Raw genomic sequence first — 20747 nt, forward strand, 5'->3', positions numbered from 1 at the left:
GCGCCCGGACGGCCGCCGGGGCCCGCGTGGAGCGCCGGTGGAGGACGGTGGAGCGTCCGGGGAGGGCCGGTGGGGCGCGGGGTGCTGCGGCGTGGCGCTCCCCCGGGCCCCACCTCTCCCCCAGCCGCGCCGCGACGACAACGCAACCAAACCGTGACCACCGGAGTCCCAGCGCAGGCAGGCGTCGGACGCGTAGGTTTTCGCCCACGCGCCTACCGTGGAGGAACGGGGAGGGCCCACCTGTGGCGCAGGGGGCCCCGGGCGTGCTGTGCTTTTCGACGACAGATCGACGAGTCGGCCTTCGGGGGTCGAGTGGAAGGACGGGGCGTGGACACTCCGAGTGCAGGCGGCGCTGCCGATCTCGAGACGCTGTCGCGGGTCGTGGACCGGATCCGCAGCAACATCGAGCGGGTCATCGAGGGGAAGCCCGACGTCGTCCAGGCCGCTCTGGTCGTGCTCCTGGCCGAGGGCCACCTGCTGATCGAGGACGTGCCGGGCGTCGGCAAGACCATGCTGAGCAAGGCGCTCGCGCGCAGCATCGACTCCTCGGTCCGCCGCATCCAGTTCACGCCCGACCTGCTCCCCTCGGACGTCACCGGCGTCTCGGTGTTCAACCAGAACACCCGCGAGTTCGAGTTCCGCCCGGGCGGCGTCTTCGCCAACATCGTGGTCGGCGACGAGATCAACCGCGCCTCCCCCAAGACGCAGTCCGCGCTCCTGGAGTGCATGGAGGAGCGTCAGGTCACCGTCGACAACGCGACCTACCAGCTCGAGACGCCGTTCATGGTCATCGCGACCCAGAACCCGATCGAGATGGAGGGCACCTACGCCCTGCCCGAGGCGCAGCGCGACCGGTTCATGGCGCGGGTGTCCGTCGGCTACCCGGTCGAGGCGGCCGAGATCGCGATGATCAGCACGCACACCGGGCACAACCCGCTGGAGGACCTCGAGCCGGTCGCCGACGCCGCGGAGATCCGCAAGCTGATCGGGATCGTGGCCGACGTCTACGTCTCCCCCGCGGTGCAGCGCTACACCGTCGCGCTCACCTCGGCCACCCGCCGTACCTCCGAGCTGACACTGGGCGCCTCGCCCCGCTCGACCCTGCACCTGGTCCGGGCCGCGAAGGCGCGCGCGGCGATCCACGGCCGCGACTACGTGCTCCCCGACGACGTGCGCACCCTGACCCAACCGGTCCTCGCCCACCGCCTGCTGCCCAGCGTCGAGGCCGCGATGAGCGGTCGGAGCACCTCGGCGATCCTGGCCGAGGTGACCGACGCGGTGCCGGTCCCCGACGGTCACCAGGGGTAGGTCGTGGACGCCGGGGTGGACCGCACGCGGCAGGGGGGCCGTCGTGCGTGAGGCCTTGCGCGCCCTGACCGTCCGGGGACGGGCGTTCGTCGCGGCCGGAGCGTCCGCCGTGGTCTGTGCCGTCCTCCTCGGCGAGCCGGCGCTGACCCGGGTCGGCGTGCTGGTGCTCGCTCTCCCCTTCGTCACGGCGTTCGTGCTCGGGCGCAGCCGCTACCGGCTGGCGCTGGTGCGGGTGGTCAACCCGCAGCTCGTAGCCGCCGGACAGCCGGCCCGCGTCAACCTCACCCTCACCAACGAGGGACGTACGCCGAGCGGGGTTCTCAAGCTCGAGGACCACGTGCCCTACGTGCTCGGCACCCGCCCCCGCTTCGTGCTCGAGGGCATCGGCCACGGCTGGAAGCGGCACGTCACCTACCAGGTGCGCTCCGACGTCCGCGGACGGTTCGAGATCGGTCCCATGACCGTGCGGGTCTGCGACCCCTTCGGCCTGGTCGAGCTCGGACGCGCGTTCCGCACCACGGTGCCGCTCACGGTGACCCCGCGGACGGTCCCCCTGCCCCAGATCCCGCTCGGGGGCGACTGGACCGGCTCGGGCGACAACCGGCCGCGCGCGTTCGCGATCGGCAGCGCCGAGGACGTGACGGTGCGCGAGTACCGCCGCGGCGACGACCTGCGCCGCGTGCACTGGCGCAGCTCGGCCAGGGTCGGCGAGCTGATGGTGCGCCGCGAGGAGCAGCCCTGGCAGTCGCGCGCGACGCTCTTCCTGGACAACCGGCTCCGGGCCCACCGCGGCCAGGGCATCGCCTCCTCCCTGGAGGCGGCGGTCTCCGCGGCCGCGTCCATCGCGGTCCACCTCGGGCGCCGCGGCTTCACGATCCGGCTGGTCACCGCATCGGGCGAGGACCCGAACAACGCCTGGCACTTCCGCGAGGCCGAGCTCAACACGGGTCCGCTGCTCGAGGCGCTCGCGGTGGTGCAGGCGATCCCGCAGGCCCACATCGCGACCGACTGGCTGGCCGAGCCGACCCACGGCGGCCTGGTGGTCGCGGTCGTCGGTGCCGTGGAGCAGGCCGACGTGCCGGTGCTGCGCCGGATGCACCACCACGCCGGTACGGCCGTCGCCCTCGCGCTCGACGTCGACGCGTGGGTGGGCCGGCCGGCGACCGGGAGCACGGCCGCGAACCTGACCCGGCTCGGGTGGCGCGCTGCCGCACTCGGCCCGCGCGACCGCCTGGACGCCGTGTGGCAGGAGCTCGGCCGCTCCAGCGCCCACGTCTCGCGGACCAGCACCGCCGACGTCAACGTCGAGGGGGTGCTGCGGTGAACCCCGTCCGCGGCGGCCTGCCCGCCACCCTCGCCCTCGCCGCCACCGGAGCGGCCACGACCTGGGTGGCGATGCTGTCGTGGCGCGGGTTCGCCGACCGCTCGGCCCACTTCCTCGGCCCACTGCTCGTGCTCGCCGTCGTGGTCGGTCTGACCGGCGCGCTGAGCCGCTGGGCGCGGCTCTCCCCCGCCGTCGCCGTCCCCGGTCAGGTGCTGCTCTCCGGCGCGGTCGCCAGCATGATGCTGTGCGGGTCGCCGCTCCCGGTCGGCCCGGCGTGGGACCGGCTGGTCGCGGCGTTCGCGGACGCCGTCACCTCGGCCCAGCAGTACAAGGCGCCGATCCCGGCGTTCGCCCCGCCGATCGACCCGCTGCTCATCGTCGGCGGCCTGGCCTGCCTGCTCCTGGTCGACATCATCGCCGGCACCCTGCGTCGCGCGCCGCTGGCCGGCCTGCCCCTGCTCGCCGTCTACACGGTGCCGGTGAGCCTGGACGTCGACGGCCCGTCGTGGTGGGTGTTCGCCCTGACCGCGGGCGGCTTCCTGACGCTGATCTTCCTGCAGGAGAACGAGGCGGTCGCGCGCTGGGGACGCCCGCTGGGCAGCGACGCCTCCTCCGACCCGTTCGGGTTCGGCGTGCGCACCGGCGCCGTGCGCGCCACCGCGGGCGCGGTCGGCGGTGCGGCCACCGCGCTGGCGATCGTGCTGCCGCTGGCGATCCCGACGCTGAGCCTCGGCTGGCTCCCCGGCGGCGACGGTCCGGGCGGCGACGGCGTGACCATCGAGAACCCCATGGTCGACCTGCGCCGCGACCTCCAGCGGGGCGACGACATCCCGCTGCTGCGGATCCGGACCGACGACCCCGACCCGTCGTACCTGCGGATCGCCGCGCTGCCCCGCTACAACGGCGAGACGTGGAGCACCGGCAACCTCGACCTGCCGCCCGAGCACCGGGCCAACGGCACGCTGCCGGAGGTCCTCGGCGTGGCCAGCACCGTGCCCCGCGTCACCCACCGGTACGAGGTCACCACGACCGACGACTTCGACTCGCAGTTCCTGCCGACCGAGTTCCCCGTCACCGAGATCTCCGCCGAGGGCGACTGGCGCTACGACACGCCGACGATGAACGTCATGTCCTACAACACCGACGTCACCGCCGCGGGCATGAGCTACACGATGACCGGCGTCGACTTCGACTACTCCGCCGCCGACATGTCCCGCGCGCCGGCCACCGGTGGCCTGGTCGGCTCCGAGTACACCTACATCCCCAGCGGTGTGTCGTCCGACGTCTCCTCCCTGGCCTTCCAGGTGACGCGCAACGAGGACAGCCGCTTCGAGCAGGCCACCGCGCTGCAGCAGTGGTTCCGCAAGGACGGTGGCTTCAGGTACAGCCTCAACGCGACCGAGGGCAACGGCACCGACGACCTGGTCCGCTTCCTGTCCACCGGCGAGGGGGGCCGCACCGGCTACTGCGAGCAGTTCGCCGCGGCCATGGCGATCATGGCCCGCACGCTCGGCATCCCGTCGCGGGTGGCGGTCGGCTTCTTCCAGCCCGACCAGGTCGGCACCGACACGTTCGAGTACAGCGCCCACGACCTGCACGCCTGGCCGGAGCTCTTCTTCCCCGGCTCGGGCTGGGTGAGGTTCGAGCCCACGCCGGCCGGCCGGCCGGGGTCGCCGCAGGCACCGGCGTACACCACCCAGCAGGTCCAGGACATCCCGGAGGGCAACCTGACCGCGAACCCGCGGATCAGCGACGACGTCCCCGACCGCGGCGAGAGCGAGTCGGCCTCGGCGGCGCCCGACAAGGGTCGGGACGAGAACGCGCAGCAGGAAGGCACGCCGTTCCCGTGGGTCCCCGTGCTGACCGTGGGCGGCCTGCTCCTGGTGATGGCCGGGCTGCTGCTGCTGCCGCGGACCGTACGGCGTTCGCGTCGCCGGCGGCGCCTGGTCCCCGACCCCGAGGTCGCCTGGGCCGAGATCCGCGACACGGCCGTCGACCTGCGGGTGCCGTGGCGCGCGGCGCGCTCACCACGGGAGACCCGCGACCACCTCGCACGCTACCTCGGGCACCCGCTGAGCGACCGGACCCCCGAGCGGCCGGCCCGCGGCCCCGACGTGTCCCCCGCGGCGGCCGCCGCGCTGGACCGGCTGGCGCACGCGCTCGAGCTGTCGCGCTACGCCCGCGAGGGTGGCGCGTACGCGCGCGGCGCCGACGACGCCCTCGTCGCGGACCTGCAGACCGTGCTGGACTCGCTGGTCGGCGGCGCCCCGCGGCGGGCCCGTCGTGCCGCGGAGTGGTGGCCGCGCTCGGTGCTGAGCCGGCGTACGCCCGCCGGGCCGCGGGCGATGTCTCCCGAGCCCGTCGGCGCGGGCGGGGTCGTCGACCACGTGGGCTGACCCGCGAGCACCTGCCTGCGGCTCAGAAGCCGCCGTTCTCGCGGCGACGGCGCCAGCGCGCCTCCATCCGGTCGAGGAAGCCCTCGGAGCTGCGCTGGCGGCTCTTGCGGCCGGCGCGCCCGCCCTGGTGGACGGTGAAGCCCTGGCTGGTGGGGGTGCCGGGCTGCTGCTCGGCCTGACGACGACTGCGCAACGAGGTGACCGCGACGGTGGCGGAGGCCAGCATCACCACGAAGCCACCGATGGCCACGGGGTAGAGCTCGAAGATCGCGCCGACCATGAGCACGACGACACCGAGCACGAAGCAGACGGCGGCCACGATGGCGCGGCGGCGTGCGGAGCTGCGGAGCGTGGTGCCGCGGAGGGTGGACGCGAACTTCGGGTCCTCCTCGACGAGGGCGCGCTCCATCTGCTCGAGCAGTCGCAACTCTTCCTCGGAGAGCGGCACTGTTCCCTCCAGCAGTCTCTCGGCGTGTGGCCCCAGTCTAGGCAGCGGCTGGTCGCGACGGTAGCCGCGTTCAGGAAATTGATGGACTACAGGAGGCTGGCGGGCTGGACCGCCGCCTTCCCGAACCGTCCGACGGCCCGGTCCACCGCCCGGTCGGCGTCCGACCAGCCGTGCTCGGGCTCCCCGAGGACGAGCTGGCGGTGCACCGACGAGCGGGGCACCAGCCCCTCGACCCGCACCCCCACCAGCCGGATCCGGGCCCGCTGCAGGCCGAGGGCGTCGTACAGCTCGGTGGCGGTGGCGTAGACCTCCTGGGTGACGTCGGTGGCCTCGGCCCGGGTGCGCGACCGGGTGATCGTGGTGAAGTCGGCGAAGCGGACGGTCAGCGCCACCGTCCGCCCAGCCACCCCCGCCACCCGCATCCGGGTGGTCACCCGCGCCGCGAGCCTCAGGACCTCGCGCAGCACCACCTCGCGGTCGTCGGTGTCGCGACCGAAGGTCTCCTGGGCCCCCATCGACTTGTCGGGGTCCCCGCCACCGAAGACGCCGACGTTGCGTGCGCTCACCACCCGGCGGTCGACGCCCCAGGCCAGCTCGTGCAGGTGGCGGCCGAGGTGGTCCCCGAGGGCGCGCTGCAGGGTGCGGACCGGGGTGTGCGCGACGTCACCGACCGTGATCAGCCCGAGCCGGTGCAGCATCGCCTGGGTCTTCTCCCCCACCCCCCACAGCTCACCGACGTCGAGCGGGTGCAGGAACGAGGTGATCGCGTCGGGCGGCACCACCACCACGCCGTCCGGCTTGGCCCGCCGGCTGGCCAGCTTGGCCACCGACACCGAGGCCGCCACCCCCACCGAGCAGGTGATCCCCTGCTCGTCGTGGATGGTGGACCGCAGCCGCTCGGCGATCTCCACCGGGTCGCCCAGCCGGCGGCCGGCCCCCCGGACGTCGAGGAACGCCTCGTCGAGCGAGAGCACCTCCACCAGCGGCGTGACCTGACGGAAGTTCTCGCGCACCGAGGCCGACACCGTCTCGAACGTCGGGTAGTCCGGCGCCACCACCACCGCCTCGGGGCACAACCGCCGCGCCCGCGTCATCGGCAGCGCGGACCGGACCCCCGACCGGCGGGCGAGGTAGTTCGCGGACAGGACCACCCCGCGGTAGCCGCCCCCCACGATCACCGGCACGTCCTGGAGGTCGGGCCGGTCACGGGTCATCACCGACGCGTAGAAGGCATCCATGTCGACGTGGAGGATCGGCGTGAGCGCCGTTCCGGCGCTCACGCCGATCCTCCCGGCGACATGGAGAGGAGCCGACCCGTCGGTTGTTCGCGAGGAGCGCAGCGACGAGGCGGACAAGCGACGTGTCGGCGAGGGGTCCACGGCCGGAGAGCCGGGAGCGGACGGCAAACCGAGACGGACCTGCCCCGCCGGACCTCAGCGACGCGCGAGCACGTGCACCTGCGTGGCCAGCGGGAGGTACTCGGACCGGGTGGCCACGGCGCGCTCGAGCTCGACGAGGGCCGTGGTGGCGCCGGGCTCGAGGTCGAGCAGGGAGCCGGGGACCAGGTCGGAGAAGACCCGGACGGCGTGCAGCGAGGTGGGCTCGAAGCCGGCCGCGCGCAGCAGGGCGTCGAGCTCCTCGGCGGTGTAGCGGCGACCCGAGCGGCCGGTGGGGCCGGTCTCGTCGAGCAGGTCGCGGGCCTGGCCGAAGTGGCCGGCCATGGCGCGGGCGACCACGGCGGCGTGCCGCTGCGCGACGAGCAGGCTGAGCGAGCCGCCGGGACGCAGCACCTCGGCGATCGTGGCCAGGGCGGCGGCGGGGTCGTCGACCACCTCGAGCACGCCGTGGCAGAGCACCAGGTCGACGCTGCCGCTGCCGGCGATCTCCAGCAGCGTGGACAGGTCGCCCTGCTGGCCGGTGACCCGGTCGGAGACCTCCCGCTCACGGGCCCGCCGGTCGAGCGAGGCGAGGGCGTCGGGGCTGGGGTCGACCACCCGGACCCGGTGTCCGAGCTCGGCCACGCGGACGGCGAACCCACCGGTGCCGCCGCCGATGTCGAGCACGTCGATGTCGCTCCCCTCGAGGAGCGGGAGCAGGGCCTCCCAGACCACCGCGGTGCGGGCACTGCTGCGACGGTCGCTGGGAGCCATGGCCATGGCGTCCACCCTAGTGGCAGCGGGAGTGGCAGCGAGGCCTGCTCCCGCGCGGTCATCCCGGGCTCCCGGGGCTGCGGTGCCACAGCTTGCGCGCGACCTGCCGGGTCTCCTCGCCGGCCGGCTTGACGTCGGCGTACGGCGAGAGCTTGAACCCGCTGGAGTGGACCAGCACCCGGCGACGGCCCATGCCGCCGGCCGCGCTGCCACCCCGGCCGCCCTCGCGGGTGCCGCCGTCGAGGTCGGGGCGCGACACCACCGGTCGCGAGGAGCGGCTCTCCGCCGCACCCGCGACCGCCTCGGTGGGGACGCCGACGCCGGCGAACCCCTCGGGGACGACCGCCATCACCTCGTGCACCGCGGGCAGCCCCCCGGCCTCCCAGACCGCGTTGAGCTCCGGGAGCGCCCAGCAGCCGGTGGCCCGCAGCGAGACACCGCGGCGACCGGTGCGGCGCAGCTCGCCCCGCACGACCAGCAGCCAGGAGTGGAAGACGGTGGCGGCGTAGGGACCCTGGGCGTCCTCGAAGAAGGTGGCGTCGACCGGGCCGGTGGCGTCGTCGAGGGTGAGGAAGACGACCCGGCGCCCCGACCGGATCGGCGGGGTCTGGGTGGCCACCTTGACCCCGGCCACGAGCAGCTCGGAGCGGCTGCGACGGGTCAGCAGGTCGCGGCTGCGGGTGACGCCGAGCGCGTCGAGGAACCGGGCGTAGGTGTCGACGACGTGCCGGCTGACGTCGAGCCCGAGGATCTCCAGCTCGGCGCGCATCCGCTCCTCGGCGTTCATCTCCGGCAGCCCGGAGACGGTCCCCTCCGCCGGCTCGTCGCCGAGCTCGAGGGCGAGCTGGACCGAGGTCACCGGGGGCGGGGTCGGGGTCGCCCGCGACTGGGCGGACGCCCGCGCCCACACCCCGCCGTCGGCCAGCGCGTGCCGCTCGGTCGTCGGCGCCGCCTCGCGCTCGCCGGGCTCGGAGCTGTTGCGCGCCGCGGCGTCGGCCGCCCGCGCCTGCGCGGCCGCCGGCGTGCGGGAGGGACGACGCCCGCCCCCGCGCCCCCGGGCCGCGCGGTGCAGGGCCCGCGCGTGCCGGTCGAGCTCGGCCACCTGGAGCAGCAGGTCGCGCCGGGTCACCCGGCCGCGGGGCTGGACGCCGTCGTCGGCCGGGCCGATCCGGTAGAGGCTGTCGAACCCGCCCGCGAGCACCAGCCGCTCGACCACCGGTCGGGAGACCTGGGTGCGGTGCCAGAAGTCGGAGAGCGAGGCGAACGGCCGCGCCGCCACCACCCGCTCCACCTCGGCCGCGCTGATCCCCTTGACCTCCTCGAGCGCCAGCCGGATGCCGTAGCCGTCGGCCTCCTCCCCGGTGCGCTCCACGGTGTAGTGGCGCGCGGAGGCGTTGACGTCGAGACCGAGCACCGCGATGCCGTGCTGGCGGGCGTCGTCGAGGATCAGCCGCTTGGGGTACATGCCGGGGTCGTGGGTGAGCACCCCGGCCAGGAAGTGCGCCGGCCAGTGCGCCTTGAGCCACGCGGACTGGTAGGTCGGCAGCGCGAACGCCGCGGCGTGGGCCTTGCAGAACCCGAACGACGCGAACGCCTCGAGCACCGACCACACCTGCTCGACCACCGCGAGCGGGTAGCCGCGGGCCAGCGCCCGCGGGAAGAACCACACCCTGGTCTCGGCCATCCCCTCGACATCCCCGAGGGCGCGGCGCTTCTCGTCGGCCTCGGCGTAGGTGAGCCCGGTGAACAGCGCGATCATCTCGATCACCTGCTCGTGGAAGACCACCACGCCATGGGTCGGCCCGAGGATCGGGCGCAGGTCGTCGTGGAGGTAGGCCGAGGCCTTCCACCCCTGCTTGACGTCGAGGTAGGGGGTGATCATGTCGCTCTTGACCGGGCCGGGCCGGAACAGCGAGATGTCGGTGATGATGTCGTCGAAGGAGTCGATGCCCGACTTGCCCACCAGCTCGCGCTGGCCGGGCGACTCGATCTGGAACACCCCGAGGGTGCGGGCGGAGCTGATCATCTCGAAGGTCGTCGGGTCGTCGAAGGGCACCTGCGCCTCGTCGTCGAGGTCGACCTCGACGCCGTCGACCCGGGAGATCTCGGCGACGGCGTGGGCCATCGAGGACTGCATCCGGATACCGAGCACGTCGAGCTTGAGCAGGCCGAGGTCCTCGACGTCGTCCTTGTCGAACTGGCTCATCGGGAAACCGGCGTAGGACGCCTCGACGGGGGTGCGGTCGAGCAGGGTGGCGTCGGAGAGCAGCACCCCGCACGGATGGACGGCGATGTGGCGCGGCAGCCCGTCGAGCCGCTCGACGAGGCGGAACATCAGGTCGAGCCGCTCCTCCCCCAGCCCGGACGCCCGCAGCTCGGGCAGCTCGCGCAGCGCGACCCGGGCGTCGCGGGCCCGGATGTGCGGGAAGGCCTTGGCGATCGCGTCGGTCTCGCCGGGTGGCATGCCGAGCGCGGCACCGACGTCGCGCACGGCGTGGCGGACCCGGTAGGTGTCCATCATCGACACGCACACGCAGCGCTCGCCGCCGTAGCGGTCGAGGATCGCCTCGTAGACCTCGAGCCGGCGGGCCGACTCGACGTCGACGTCGATGTCGGGCAGCGCCTCGCGCAGCGGCGAGAGGAAGCGCTCCATGAGCAGCCCGTGGCGCAGCGGGTCGACCCCGGAGACGCCGAGCAGGTAGTTGACCAGGCTGCCGGCCCCCGACCCGCGGGCCGCGCAGCGCACGCCGAGGTCGCGGATCAGGTCGGTGACGTCGCCGACGGTGAGGAAGTACGACGCGTAGCCCAGGCCGCGGATCACCTCGAGCTCGTCGTCGAGGCGCTTCCAGATCCGCTGCCGCGGAGCCGAGCCGTAGCGCCGGCCGACCGCACCCTCGCACCGGGCGCGCAGCAGCGCGTCGGCGTCGGCCGACCTCCCCGCCCCGCCCGCCCCGCCCGCCGCACCGGCGGCCAGCTCGAACTCGGGGAAGTGCACCTCGCCCAGACCGAGGTCGGAGCGCGGGTCGAGGGCGCAGCGGTCGGCGACCGCGCGGGTGGCGGCGAGCAGCCGGTGGGCCTCGTGCCCGGGCTCGCCCAGCCCGGCGGCCCGGCAGATCTCCTCGGCCACCTCGAGCATCTGCTTGCCGGACTTCATGAACCCCTCCGCGTTGCCCCGCACCCCGGTGGGCCCGACCCGGCGCAGGTCGACCGACCCGAGGGCGACCAGGCGGCGGGAGGCGTCGAGCACGTCGCAGACGGGTGCGTCGAGGCGGTCGGCGTAGCGGACCGCGTTGGTCAGCACCGCGGTCAGGCCGGCGCGCCGGGCGATGCCGGCCATCCGGGCGGCGTGCGGGGAGGTGCCGGGACCCCAGGTGCCCTGGTGGGCGGGCAGCCGGTGGGAGACCAGCTCGACGAGGAGGTTGGCCCGCGGCACGACCGCGGACCAGCGCTCGAGCACGGCCGCCGCGAGGTCGTCGCGGCGGTGGGTGGCCGCCATCCCCAGCTCGGAGCCGGGGCCGAGCAGGACCAGCACGTCGCCCGAGGCGAGGTGGGGGGCGAGCAGGTCGAGGTCGGCGACCGGGGCGCCGCGCTCGCCGGCGAGGTGGGTGGCCGAGACCAGGTGGCACAGCGCCGACCAGCCGGCCCGGCCGGCGGCCAGGAAGGTGACCCGGGGCAGCTCGCCGCCCGGCCCGGCGGTCTGCTCGGGGTCGCGCTCGCGGAAGGCGCCGCCGCGCACCGGCGTGCGGGGACGCGACCGCTGCTGCGGGAGGTGCTGGGGGGTGGTCGGCCGGCAGGCGAGGTCGACGCCGAGCACCGGGCGCACCCCGGCGGCGAGGCAGGCGCGGGCGAACTTCACCGCGCCGTAGGTGCCGTCACGGTCGGTGAGCGCCAGGGTGTCCATCTCCTGCTCGACGGCCCGCTCCACCAGCGTGTGCGGGTGGGAGGCGCCGTAGCGCAGGGAGTAGCCGGAGGCGACGTGGAGGTGGACGAAGGGGTCAGGAGACACGCGTCCCCCAGCCGGTGCCGTCGGGAGCGTGGCCGGGAACGGTGCCGGGAGCAGGGCGGGCGACGGCCACCCGGTCGCCCAGCGGCGGGTGCGGGACCAGGCCGAGCGCCTGCTCCACCACGGCGAGGAACCGGTCGGCGTCGCGCACCAGGTCGTCGGCCTCGCGCTCGCTGACCGCCCGGGTCGAGCCGGCCTCGGCCGCGGCCCGCTTGGCGGCACCGGCGGCGAAGAACCGGGCCCACTCCTCCAGCTCGGGGGCGACCTCGACCAGCAGCACCCAGGCGTTCTTCTGCGGGCGGCGGCGGGCAGGGGCCGGGCGGGCCCGCGCAGCGAGCAGCGCGGCAGCAGCACGGAGCGCGGCGACGTGGGCGCAGGCGTAGCGGGCGGGGACGTCGGTGGCGGTGATCGCCTCCCGGAGCGAGCCGGCGGCACGGTCGAGGTAGGCGTGGGTGGTCGCGGGCAGCCCGAAGGGGTGCGGGACGTCGGCGGGGCTCGGGTCGGTCACGTCTCGTCCTCCCTCAGTCCGCGCAGCCGACGAGCTGCCAGCGGCCGTCGGCCCAGTCGAAGGAGAGGTCGAAGACGCCGGCCCGGTCGGGGCCGCGCCCGGCCTCGACCCGCCACAGCTCGCGCTCCTGGAGCAGGTCGGCGGCCGGGAGCGCACCCCCGTCGCCCCCGCCCGCCGGCTCGTCGGAGCCGATCACCGCCCGCGCCCCGGAGGACTGCCACCAGGGACCGGTCTCCACCCAGTGCGCGAGCACCGCCCGCACCTTCCAGAGCCGCCCGTGCCACACGAACTGCTCGGGTCCCTCACCGGTGTGCCCGGGCCCGCTCACCCATCCGCGGCGCACCTCCACGGGGTCGTCGTAGCGCCTCACGTCGTCGCCTCCCACGCCTGCTCGACCCCTCGGACGACCCCCGGTCACCCCCTGCCCGGACCGGCCGATGACGCCGCCCCGGCTCCGGCGGAGGCGGGGGTCGAGGTCGCCTCCGCCGGAGGGTGTTCGAACACGTGTTCGAACGAGACCACGGTACACCGGCCCACGGACAGGGCGTCAAGGAAAGAGCGGGGCAAAGTCACGACGAGGTCCCGGGAGCCCGCCGAGCCCGGACCGGGAGGGTCAGGCAGCAGCGGGGCCGCGCAGGAACGCGGTCGTCTCGCGGCGCCAGAGCAGCGCGCCGACCCCCACGTCGACGAGCGCGCAGGCGACCGCGAGCGCGACGAAGAGCGGGGGCGGGTCCTGGCGCACCAGCACCACCATGGTGAAGGCGAAGAACGCCGCGAGCAGGGTCAGCCCCCAGCGGGCCTCGCGGTGACCGCCGCGGAAGAAGACCAGCAGCACCGCCGCCAGCAGGGCGTAGGTCACGAAGAGCACGACGGCGACCGGCGCGAAGGCAGGCGGCTCGATGCCGGTGGGGTGCCGGCGGTACCACTCGTCGAGCAGCTCGTCGCGCAGCAGCACGGTCAGCACCGTGGCGAGGCCGGTCAGCACGACGAGCCCGACCTGGGCCAGGCTGGCCGCCCGGACCGTCGGCGGCAGCGCGCGTCGGGTGCCCCGCATGCCCGCAGCCCCTCTCTCGTCCCGCTCGACCGTCGTCCCGTCCAGCACCCGAGGTCCCCCTCTGTCGCCGATGCCGCTGTCACCGTCGGTGTCGATGGTGCCAGAGGTCGTCCGTGACCGGCGACCGGCATCTCGCGCGACGGCACCGGCCGTCGACACTAGGGTCGGTCCATGACCAGCGAGCCCACCCCCGAGCACCCCTCGATCGCCCGCTTCCGGGCCGAGCACGCCCGGCTCGGCGGCACCGGCGACATCGTGGTGCTGCCCGACACCGTGCACACGGCCGCGCTGGCCGCCGCCGCGCTCGGGTGCGAGGTGGGGGCGATCGCGAACAGCCTGGTCTTCGACGACCACGGCTCCCCCGTGCTGATCCTCACCTCCGGCGCCCACCGGGTCGACACCGCGCACACCGCCGCCGCCATCGGCGCCGGGAAGCTCGCGCGGGCCACCCCGGAGTTCGTCCGCGAGCACACCGGCCAGGTGATCGGCGGGGTCTCCCCGATCGGGCACCCGCGCCCGGTGCCGACGTACCTCGACGCCTGGCTGCAGCGCTACGACGTCGTGTGGGCCGCCGCCGGCCATCCCGCGGCGGTCTTCTCCACGACGTACGCCGAGCTGCTCGCGCTGACCGGCGCCACCCCGGTGGACGTCGAGCAGGGGTAGGGACCCGGTGGACTCGCTCGCGCTGGTCTTCTCCAGCGGCTGGGCCAGCGGCGTCAACGCCTACCTGGTCGTGCTGGTGCTCGGGCTCGCCGACCGCTTCGGCGACGTCGCCGGGATCCCCGACGCGCTCGGGCGCACCGACGTGCTGCTGGCGGCCGCGGTGATGTTCGCGCTCGAGTTCGTGGCCGACAAGGTGCCCTACCTCGACTCGGCCTGGGACGCCGTGTCGACCGTCATCCGGCCCACGGTCGGCGCGGTCGTGGGCGTGCTGATCGCCGGCGACGCCGCCACGCTCGACCAGGCCGTCGCCGGCGTCGTGGGCGGTGGCACCGCGCTGCTCTCACACACGGTCAAGGCCAGCAGCCGGCTGGCGATCAACAGCAGTCCCGAGCCGGTCAGCAACGTGACCGCGAGCCTGGCCGAGGACGTCACGGTGCTGGCGCTGATGTGGTTCGCCGTCGAGCACCCGCGGGCCGCCGCGGCGATCGCGGGCGTGCTGCTGCTCGTCGGGCTGGTCGTGGTCTACCTCGTGGCCCGCCTGGTCCGGCGCGGCTGGCAGCGGCTGCGCGGCCGGCGGACGCCGCCACCGACGGGTGGTCCGGGAAACCCGGTCGTGCCCGGCGGCACGGCTGGCTAGCCTCCGGCCATGACGACCTCTCGGGCCGCGCACGACCTCGCCGACCCGCCCACGCGCGACGCCGCCGTCGAGCGCCTGGTGGCCCGGCACGCCGGGCGTCCGGTCGTGCTCGGCCCCGGGGTGCTCGCAGGCTTCACCGACGCCGTGGCCCGCCACCGGGCCCGCGGGAGCCGCGTGCTCGTGCTCTCCACGACGCGTGGCGCCGGTCCGGTCCCCGACGCCGACGCGTGCGAGGTCGTGGAGCTGGCGCTCGCCCCCGCCGACTCGGTGACCGACGAGCTGCGGCAGCTCGACGCTCTCGCCCACGACCTGCCGGAGGAGGTCGTCGCCGCGATCGAGGCGTTCGACCCCGGCCACGAGGCGGTCTGGTACCCGGGCAACTTCGTCACCACCGACGAGCCGCTGCTCGGTCGCGAGCTGCTCGGTGGGCGGCCGCGGGCGTTCCTCGCGCTCGAGGACAAGCTGCTCGCCGACGAGGTCTGGGCGGCCGCAGGCGTCCCCCACGCGCCGTACCGGATCGTGCCGGCGCGGCTCGAGGACCTGACGGCGGCGAGCGACGCGCTCGCCGGGCAACCGGGCGGGCTCGGCACCGTCTGGTCGGGCGACGCCCGCGACGGCTTCAACGGGGCCGGCAACTACGTGCGCTGGGTGGTGGACGAGGCCGACCGCGCCGAGGCGTTCGCGTTCTTCGTTCCGCGCTGCGACCGGGTGCGGGTGATGCCGTTCCTCGACGGCGTCCCCTGCTCGATCCACGGGATCGTGCTGCCCGACGGCACGGCGGTCTTCCGGCCGGTGGAGATCGCCAGCCTGCGCGACCCGGGGCGTCGGCGGTTCCTCTTCGGCGGCCTGTCGTCGTGGTGGGACCCGCCCGCCGCCGACCGCGAGGAGATGCGCGGGCACGCCCGCCGGGTCGGTGAGCACCTGCGCGAGCGGCACGGCTACCGCGGCGCGTTCGGCATCGACGGGGTGCTCACGGCCGACGGTTTCCGCCCGACCGAGCTCAACACCCGGGTCTCGGCCGGGCTCACCCAGCTCGGCAAGGTGGCCGGCGAGCTCGTGCAGCTCGTGCACGACCACCTCGTCGCCGGGCACGACACCGGGCTCGGGTACGCCGACGTCGAGTCGCTGCTGCCGCTCATGGACGCGCAGCGCAGCGGCCGCGCGGTCGCCGTCGGCGAGGGCGGCTCGGTCGGCGGGTCCGACGAGTACGCCGTGGCGTGGGACGGCCGGCACCTCACCCGGGTGGAGGAGCCGACCGGCAACCGCCTGGTGCTCGGCGACACCCCCAGCGGCTTCTTCGCCAAGATCGAGCCGTGCGCGGCCCTGGGCCCCGGCGACCGGCTCGGCCCGCTCAACGCCGGGCTGATGCGCCACCTCGACGCGACCCACGGCTCCTCGTTCGGCGACGCGGAGGCGGCGCCCGACCTGCGGTGAGCCGGGCGCCCGCACGCCCTAGGCTCCCGGCATGGCGCGGGTGGTGGTGGTCGGCGGCGGCTTCGGCGGACTCGCCTCGGCCGCGCGCCTGGCCAAGCAGGGCCACGCGGTGACGCTGGTCGAGCGCTCCCCCACCCTGGGCGGCGCGCTCGCCACGGTGCGCGCCACCGCGGCAGCGGGTGACTTCGTGTGGGACGCCGGGCCGCACGCGACGCTGCTGCCGGCCGTGGTCCGCGACCTGTTCCGCAAGACGGGGCGGCCGGTGGAGAAGGAGCTCGAGCTCGAGCCGCTGCCCTCGATCCGGGAGCACCGGTTCGAGGACGGCAGCCGCGTGGTGCTCACCGGCGGCTCGCGGGCCGCCCAGATCGCGGCGTTCGACGGGCTCGGCGCCGGGCTCGGGCGCGCGTGGGCCGACCACGTCGCCGGGTTCGCGGACGACTGGGAGGTGATCCGCCGCGGCTACCTCGAGGTGCCGTGGGACCGCCACCACCTCCCGCGCGAGCTGTCGGCGAGGCTGCTGCGGCGCCAGAACCTGCACCAGCGGCTGCGCCGGGACCTCGGGGACGAGCGGCTGCGCCTGGTGGCCGGGCACCGGTTCGTGGCCGAGGGGCACGACCTGCGCAACGTGCCGTCGTGGCTCGGGGTCGCGTCGTACGTCGAGCAGCGGTTCGGCGCCTGGACCGTGCCCGGCGGCATGGCCGGCCTGGCGGTCGCGATGGAGCGACGGCTGGCGACCCGGCGGGTGACCGTGCTGACGTCGACGACGGCGCGCGACCTGGTGCTGCGGGGCGGCCGGGTGGCGGCGGTGGCGACCGACGCGGGCGAGCTCGACGCGGACGTGGTCGTCGTCGCCGTCGACCCGCGCCGGCTGCCGGCCCTGGCACCGCACGTGGCGCGCACGATGCCGGCGATCCCGCCCGTGGTCACCCACGTCGGGCTGGGCGACCCCGACGGCACGCTCGCGGACCTCGGCCCCGAGGTGGTGCTGCACGGCGACCCCCTGCTGGTGCTGCGCACCGGCGGCGTCGCGCCCCCGGGCCACGTCGCGTGGACGGTGCACGGCCGCGGGCGGCTGGCCGAGGACGTGCTGCGCGCGCTCGCCCGGCACCGGGTCGACGTGCGCGACCGGGTGCTGGTGCGGCTCGACCGCAGCCCGCGCGACCTCGTCGAGGAGTGGGGCGGCTCGCCCCTGGGCGTGCTGTGGCAGGGGCGGGCGACGCTGCGGCGCCGGCTCGGCCCCGACACCCCGGTCCCCGGCGTCTACGCGGCCGGCGCGCACGCGACCCCCGGCGCGGGCCTGCCGTTCGTGGGGCTGTCGGCGGCCCTGGTCGCGCAGGTGGTGGGTCCGGCGGAGCGCGGTGGGGCGCCCGGTGCCGACTGACCCGCGCGGCCTGCGCGCCGACGCCCCGCTGCTCGACGCGTGGCTGCGCTTCCACGAGAAGCCTCCGACGCCGTTCACGATCCCGGGGCACAAGCAGCGCCACGACCTCGTCGGGGACGTCGTGGCCGGCGACGTCCCGCTCTACGCCGGACTCGACACCATGAAGCTCGCCACCGGCGTGCTCGCGGAGGCCGAGGCCCGGGCCGCCCGCCTCTGGGGCGCCGACGTCTGCCGCTTCTCCACCGGCGGCGCGACCCACGCCAACCAGGCGGTGGCGCTGGCCGTGGCCGGCGATGGTGACCGCGTCGTGGTCAGCCGCACCCTCCACCGCTCGCTGCTGCTCGGGCTGGTGCTGGCCGGCCTCACGCCGGTGTGGGTGCGCCCCGAGGTCGACCCCGCCACGGGTCTCCCCCTCGGCGTCGCCCCGACGACCGTGCGCCGCGCGCTCGCCGACCACCCCGACGCCCGCGCCGTGCTGGTCGGGGACCCGTCGTACGTCGGGACCGTCGGCGACGTCGCCGGCCTCGCGTCGGCGGCCCACGCGTACGACGTGCCCGTGGTCGTGGACGCCGCGTGGGCGGCGCACTTCGGGTTCCACCCCGCGCTCCCCCGCCACGCGCTCCAGCTCGGCGCGGACGTCGTGGTCACCAGCGCCCACAAGACGCTCCCCGCGTGGAGCCAGGCCGCGCTGGTGCTCGCCCGCACCGCCCGCGTCGACCCCGCGCGCCTCGACGCCGGCGTCGAGGCGACCGCCACGACCAGCCCGGCCGGCGCGATCCTGGCCAGCACCGACGCCGCCCGCGCCCTGCTCGAGCGCGACGGCGAGCAGCTGCTCGGCGAGGCCCTCGCGGCCACCCGCGCCGCGCGCGACCGGCTGCGTGCGGTCGACGGGCTGGCCGTCCTCGACGGGGCGGGCGTCGACCCGCTCAAGCTGACGGTGGTGCTGGCCGGCACCGGCGCCGACGGCAACGTCGTCGAGCAGGACCTGCTCGCGGCCGGCCTCCCCGTCGAGTCGGCCGACCGCGACGTCGTCGTCGCGGTGGTGTCGCTCGCCGACACCGCGGCCACGCTCGACGCGCTCGCGGCGCGACTGGCCGCCTCGGTCGAGCGGCACCGCGGCGACCCGCGGCCGGTCGTCGGCCCCGCGGCCTACACCGTCGACCCGCTGCCGGTGCTGCCGCCGCGGCAGGCGTTCTTCGCACCCTCGGAGGCCGTCCCGCTCGACCGAGCCGAGGGTCGGGCCAGCGCCGAGCTGGTCGCGCCGTACCCGCCCGGCATCCCCGTGCTGGCCCCGGGCGAGGAGGTCACGGCCGGTACCCTCGCCGCGCTCGAGCACGCGCGAGCCGCCGGCACGCGCATCGCCTACGCCGCGGACCCCGAGCTGACGACGCTGCGCGTCGTCAGGCCCTGATCTGGAGCGCCTCGAAGATCTCGCGCGTCGCCTTGGAGCGGTTGAGCGTGTAGAAGTGCAGCCCCGGGGCGCCCGCCTCGAGCAGCGCCTCGCACAGCTCGGAGGCCATCGCGATCCCCTCGGCGCGGACGGCGGCCCTGTCGTCGCCGTGGCGCTCGACCCGCTCGCGCACCTCGGCCGGGATCTCGCGGCCCGACAGCTCGGCCATCCGGGTCACCTGGCCGATGTTCAGGATCGGCATGATGCCGGGCAGGATCGGGAGGTCGGCGCCCACCGCTGCCGCCCGCTCCACCAGCGCGACGTAGTCCGGGGCCCGGAAGACCATGTCGGTGATCGCGAACTCCGCGCCGGCCCGCTGCTTGGCCAGCAGCACGCGGGTGTCGTCGTCGATCGAGGACGCCCCCGGGTGACCGGTCGGGAACGCCGCCACCCCGACGCTCAGGTCACCGCGCTCGTGCGCCATCGCCACCAGCTCGGTGGCGTGGGTGAGCCCGCCGGGCGTGGGCGTCCACTCCGCCCGCGGCCCCTCGCGGGGGTCGCCGCGCAGCGCGAGCACGTTGTGCACCCCGGCGGCGGCGTAGGACTCGAGGATCGACGCGAGCTCCTCACGGGTGTGGCCCACGCAGGTCAGGTGACCCATCGGCAGCAGCGAGGTGTCCCGCGCGATCCGGCCGGTCAGCGCGACCGTGGTGTCGCGGGTGGTGCCTCCGGCGCCGTACGTCACCGACACGAAGGTCGGGCGGTACGGCTCGAGCTCGGCGATCGCGGTCCAGAGCTGCTGCTCGCCGGCCTCGTCGCGCGGCGGCATGAACTCGAACGAGAACGACCGTTCCCCGCCCCGCACCCGAGCGCCGATGCTGGGGGGCCGTTGTTGCACCATGCGCACCAGCGTAGGAGGTCGGCGGTCGCCCCGGGCCGCTGTCCACGCACGGGGATGCCCTACCGTGGCCGGGTGACGAGCTGGGACGCCGAACACTTCCGGGCGCGCCTGCAGGAGACCCTCGACGACTTCCTGGCCCGGATGGGCGACCGGCTCGCCCCGCTCGGCCCCGACGCCCTGCGCCTGCTCGAGGAGGCCCGTGGCGTGGTCGGCGGCGGCAAGCGCTTCCGGGCGGCCTTCTGCTGGTGGGGGTTCCGCGCCGTGCGCCCCGAGGCGCTCACCGCGGACGAGGAGCGCGCCCTGCTCCGCGCCTGCGCCGCCCTCGAGCTGCTGCACGCGAGCGCGCTGGTGCACGACGACCTCATGGACGCCTCCGACACCCGCCGTGGCCGCCCGGCCAGCCACCGCGCGTTCGCGACCGAGCACCGCCGTGACGGGTGGACCGGCGACCCCGACCAGTACGGCGCGGCCGGCGCGATCCTGCTCGGCGACCTGCTGCTGAGCTGGAGCGACGAGCTGCTGCGCCGCTGCGGGCTCGGCTCCGAGGAGGTGGCGGCCGCGATGGACGTCTTCGACCTGTGCCGCTCGGAGGTGATCGCTGGCCAGTTCCTCGACGTCTCGGTGCAGGCACGCGGCCGGGCCGACGTGGACGCCGCGATGACCGTGCTGCGCTTCAAGTCCGCGAAGTACTCCATCGAGCGCCCCCTCCACGTGGGCGCCGCGCTCGCCGGCGCCGGCGAGGACGCCACCACCGCGCTGCGGGCGTACGGGCTGCCGCTCGGCGAGGCGTTCCAGCTGCGCGACGACCTGCTCGGCGTGTTCGGCGACGCGGTCGAGACCGGCAAGCCCGCGGGTGACGACCTCGTCGAGGGCAAGCGCACGGTGCTGGTGGCGCTGGCGCTCGACGCGCTGCCGGACGGCGACGCCGCCCTGCTCGACGCGGCGCTCGGCACCCCGCTCGACGTCGCGGAGGTCGACCGGCTGCGCGGCGTGATCGAGGCCTCCGGCGCCCCGGCGCAGGTCGAGGCGGTGATCCGCGACCTCGCCGACCACGCCCTGGCGGCGCTGGAGCGCGCGCCGATCGACGAGGCCGGACGTGAGGTGCTCCGCGGACTCGCCGCGGACGTCACGCACCGGGTGCGCTGACTGC

The 20747-nt window shown here is 75.5% G+C and carries 17 protein-coding genes; 9 read left to right on the forward strand and 8 right to left on the reverse strand.

The annotated features are described in order from the left end of the window. The first annotated feature begins 327 nt into the window (after positions 1-327). From ACFPGP_RS19800 to ACFPGP_RS19810, 3 genes are read left to right on the forward strand one after another with little or no spacing between them, the layout of a single operon-like run. Complete coding sequence (locus tag ACFPGP_RS19800) at positions 328-1308, forward strand: AAA family ATPase (RefSeq protein WP_378592718.1); 981 nt, start codon at positions 328-330, stop codon at positions 1306-1308. Positions 1309-1351: 43 nt separating this feature from the next. Further along, a complete protein-coding gene (locus ACFPGP_RS19805) occupies positions 1352-2632 on the forward strand; it encodes a DUF58 domain-containing protein (RefSeq protein WP_378592720.1) in 1281 nt (426 codons plus the stop codon). Beyond that, complete coding sequence (locus ACFPGP_RS19810; RefSeq protein ID WP_378592721.1) at positions 2629-5028, forward strand: transglutaminase TgpA family protein; 2400 nt, start codon at positions 2629-2631, stop codon at positions 5026-5028. The genes ACFPGP_RS19805 and ACFPGP_RS19810 overlap by 4 nt, the downstream gene beginning before the upstream one ends. Before the next feature lie 22 nt (positions 5029-5050). Here the strand turns inward: ACFPGP_RS19810 and ACFPGP_RS19815 are convergent, their stop codons facing one another. The 7 genes from ACFPGP_RS19815 to ACFPGP_RS19845 form a co-directional block, all read right to left on the reverse strand. Next, on the reverse strand, positions 5051-5476 hold the full coding sequence (locus tag ACFPGP_RS19815; protein ID WP_378592722.1) for a DUF3040 domain-containing protein: 426 nt from the start codon (positions 5474-5476) through the stop codon (positions 5051-5053). Positions 5477-5562: 86 nt separating this feature from the next. Further along, on the reverse strand, positions 5563-6756 hold the full coding sequence (gene dinB, locus ACFPGP_RS19820) for a DNA polymerase IV (RefSeq protein ID WP_378592724.1): 1194 nt from the start codon (positions 6754-6756) through the stop codon (positions 5563-5565). Positions 6757-6909: 153 nt separating this feature from the next. Then, positions 6910-7632, reverse strand: a complete 723-nt coding sequence (locus ACFPGP_RS19825) for a methyltransferase domain-containing protein (protein ID WP_378592726.1) — start codon at positions 7630-7632, stop codon at positions 6910-6912. A 52-nt stretch (positions 7633-7684) separates the two neighbouring features. After that, positions 7685-11632 carry a DNA polymerase III subunit alpha gene (locus ACFPGP_RS19830; RefSeq protein WP_378592728.1) on the reverse strand — a complete coding sequence of 1316 codons (3948 nt, stop codon included), beginning with the start codon at positions 11630-11632 and terminating at the stop codon, positions 7685-7687. Beyond that, positions 11622-12137 carry an SAV_6107 family HEPN domain-containing protein gene (locus tag ACFPGP_RS19835; RefSeq protein ID WP_378592729.1) on the reverse strand — a complete coding sequence of 172 codons (516 nt, stop codon included), beginning with the start codon at positions 12135-12137 and terminating at the stop codon, positions 11622-11624. The genes ACFPGP_RS19830 and ACFPGP_RS19835 overlap by 11 nt, the downstream gene beginning before the upstream one ends. Positions 12138-12150: 13 nt before the next feature. Further along, positions 12151-12507: a DUF6504 family protein gene (locus ACFPGP_RS19840; protein WP_378592731.1), complete on the reverse strand. Its 357-nt coding sequence runs from the start codon at positions 12505-12507 to the stop codon at positions 12151-12153. 243 nt (positions 12508-12750) lie between these two features. Continuing rightward, positions 12751-13191, reverse strand: a complete 441-nt coding sequence (locus ACFPGP_RS19845) for a hypothetical protein (protein WP_378592733.1) — start codon at positions 13189-13191, stop codon at positions 12751-12753. Positions 13192-13362: 171 nt separating this feature from the next. On the opposite strand from ACFPGP_RS19845, the gene ACFPGP_RS19850 reads away from it, so the two are divergent. Genes ACFPGP_RS19850 through ACFPGP_RS19870 form a run of 5 tightly spaced genes read left to right on the forward strand, consistent with a single transcriptional unit; the run spans position 13363 to position 18717 of the window. Beyond that, positions 13363-13854, forward strand: a complete 492-nt coding sequence (locus ACFPGP_RS19850; RefSeq protein WP_378592737.1) for a YbaK/EbsC family protein — start codon at positions 13363-13365, stop codon at positions 13852-13854. Between the two features lie 7 nt (positions 13855-13861). Next, entirely contained in the window at positions 13862-14491 is a 630-nt protein-coding gene (locus tag ACFPGP_RS19855; RefSeq protein WP_378592739.1) for a DUF4126 domain-containing protein, read from the forward strand. A 9-nt stretch (positions 14492-14500) separates the two neighbouring features. After that, positions 14501-15925, forward strand: a complete 1425-nt coding sequence (locus ACFPGP_RS19860) for a hypothetical protein (RefSeq protein ID WP_378592741.1) — start codon at positions 14501-14503, stop codon at positions 15923-15925. Positions 15926-15956: 31 nt separating this feature from the next. Beyond that, positions 15957-17306, forward strand: a complete 1350-nt coding sequence (locus tag ACFPGP_RS19865; protein ID WP_378592743.1) for a phytoene desaturase family protein — start codon at positions 15957-15959, stop codon at positions 17304-17306. Next, positions 17296-18717, forward strand: a complete 1422-nt coding sequence (locus ACFPGP_RS19870) for an aminotransferase class I/II-fold pyridoxal phosphate-dependent enzyme (RefSeq protein WP_378592745.1) — start codon at positions 17296-17298, stop codon at positions 18715-18717. The genes ACFPGP_RS19865 and ACFPGP_RS19870 overlap by 11 nt, the downstream gene beginning before the upstream one ends. On the opposite strand, the gene metF is transcribed toward ACFPGP_RS19870, so the two are convergent. Then, on the reverse strand, positions 18707-19597 hold the full coding sequence (gene metF, locus ACFPGP_RS19875) for a methylenetetrahydrofolate reductase [NAD(P)H] (protein ID WP_378592747.1): 891 nt from the start codon (positions 19595-19597) through the stop codon (positions 18707-18709). The two genes, ACFPGP_RS19870 and metF, sit on opposite strands and share 11 nt — an antisense overlap. 72 nt (positions 19598-19669) lie before the next feature. Here metF and ACFPGP_RS19880 point away from each other — a divergent pair, with 72 nt between their 5' ends. Further along, the gene (locus ACFPGP_RS19880) at positions 19670-20743 is read left to right on the forward strand and encodes a polyprenyl synthetase family protein (RefSeq protein WP_378592749.1); all 1074 of its coding nucleotides are present in this window, start codon (positions 19670-19672) and stop codon (positions 20741-20743) included. Positions 20744-20747 lie beyond the last annotated feature (4 nt).

Origin of the sequence: Nocardioides taihuensis (genome assembly GCF_042657275.1) — a bacterium.
Classification (GTDB): domain Bacteria; phylum Actinomycetota; class Actinomycetes; order Propionibacteriales; family Nocardioidaceae; genus Nocardioides; species Nocardioides taihuensis.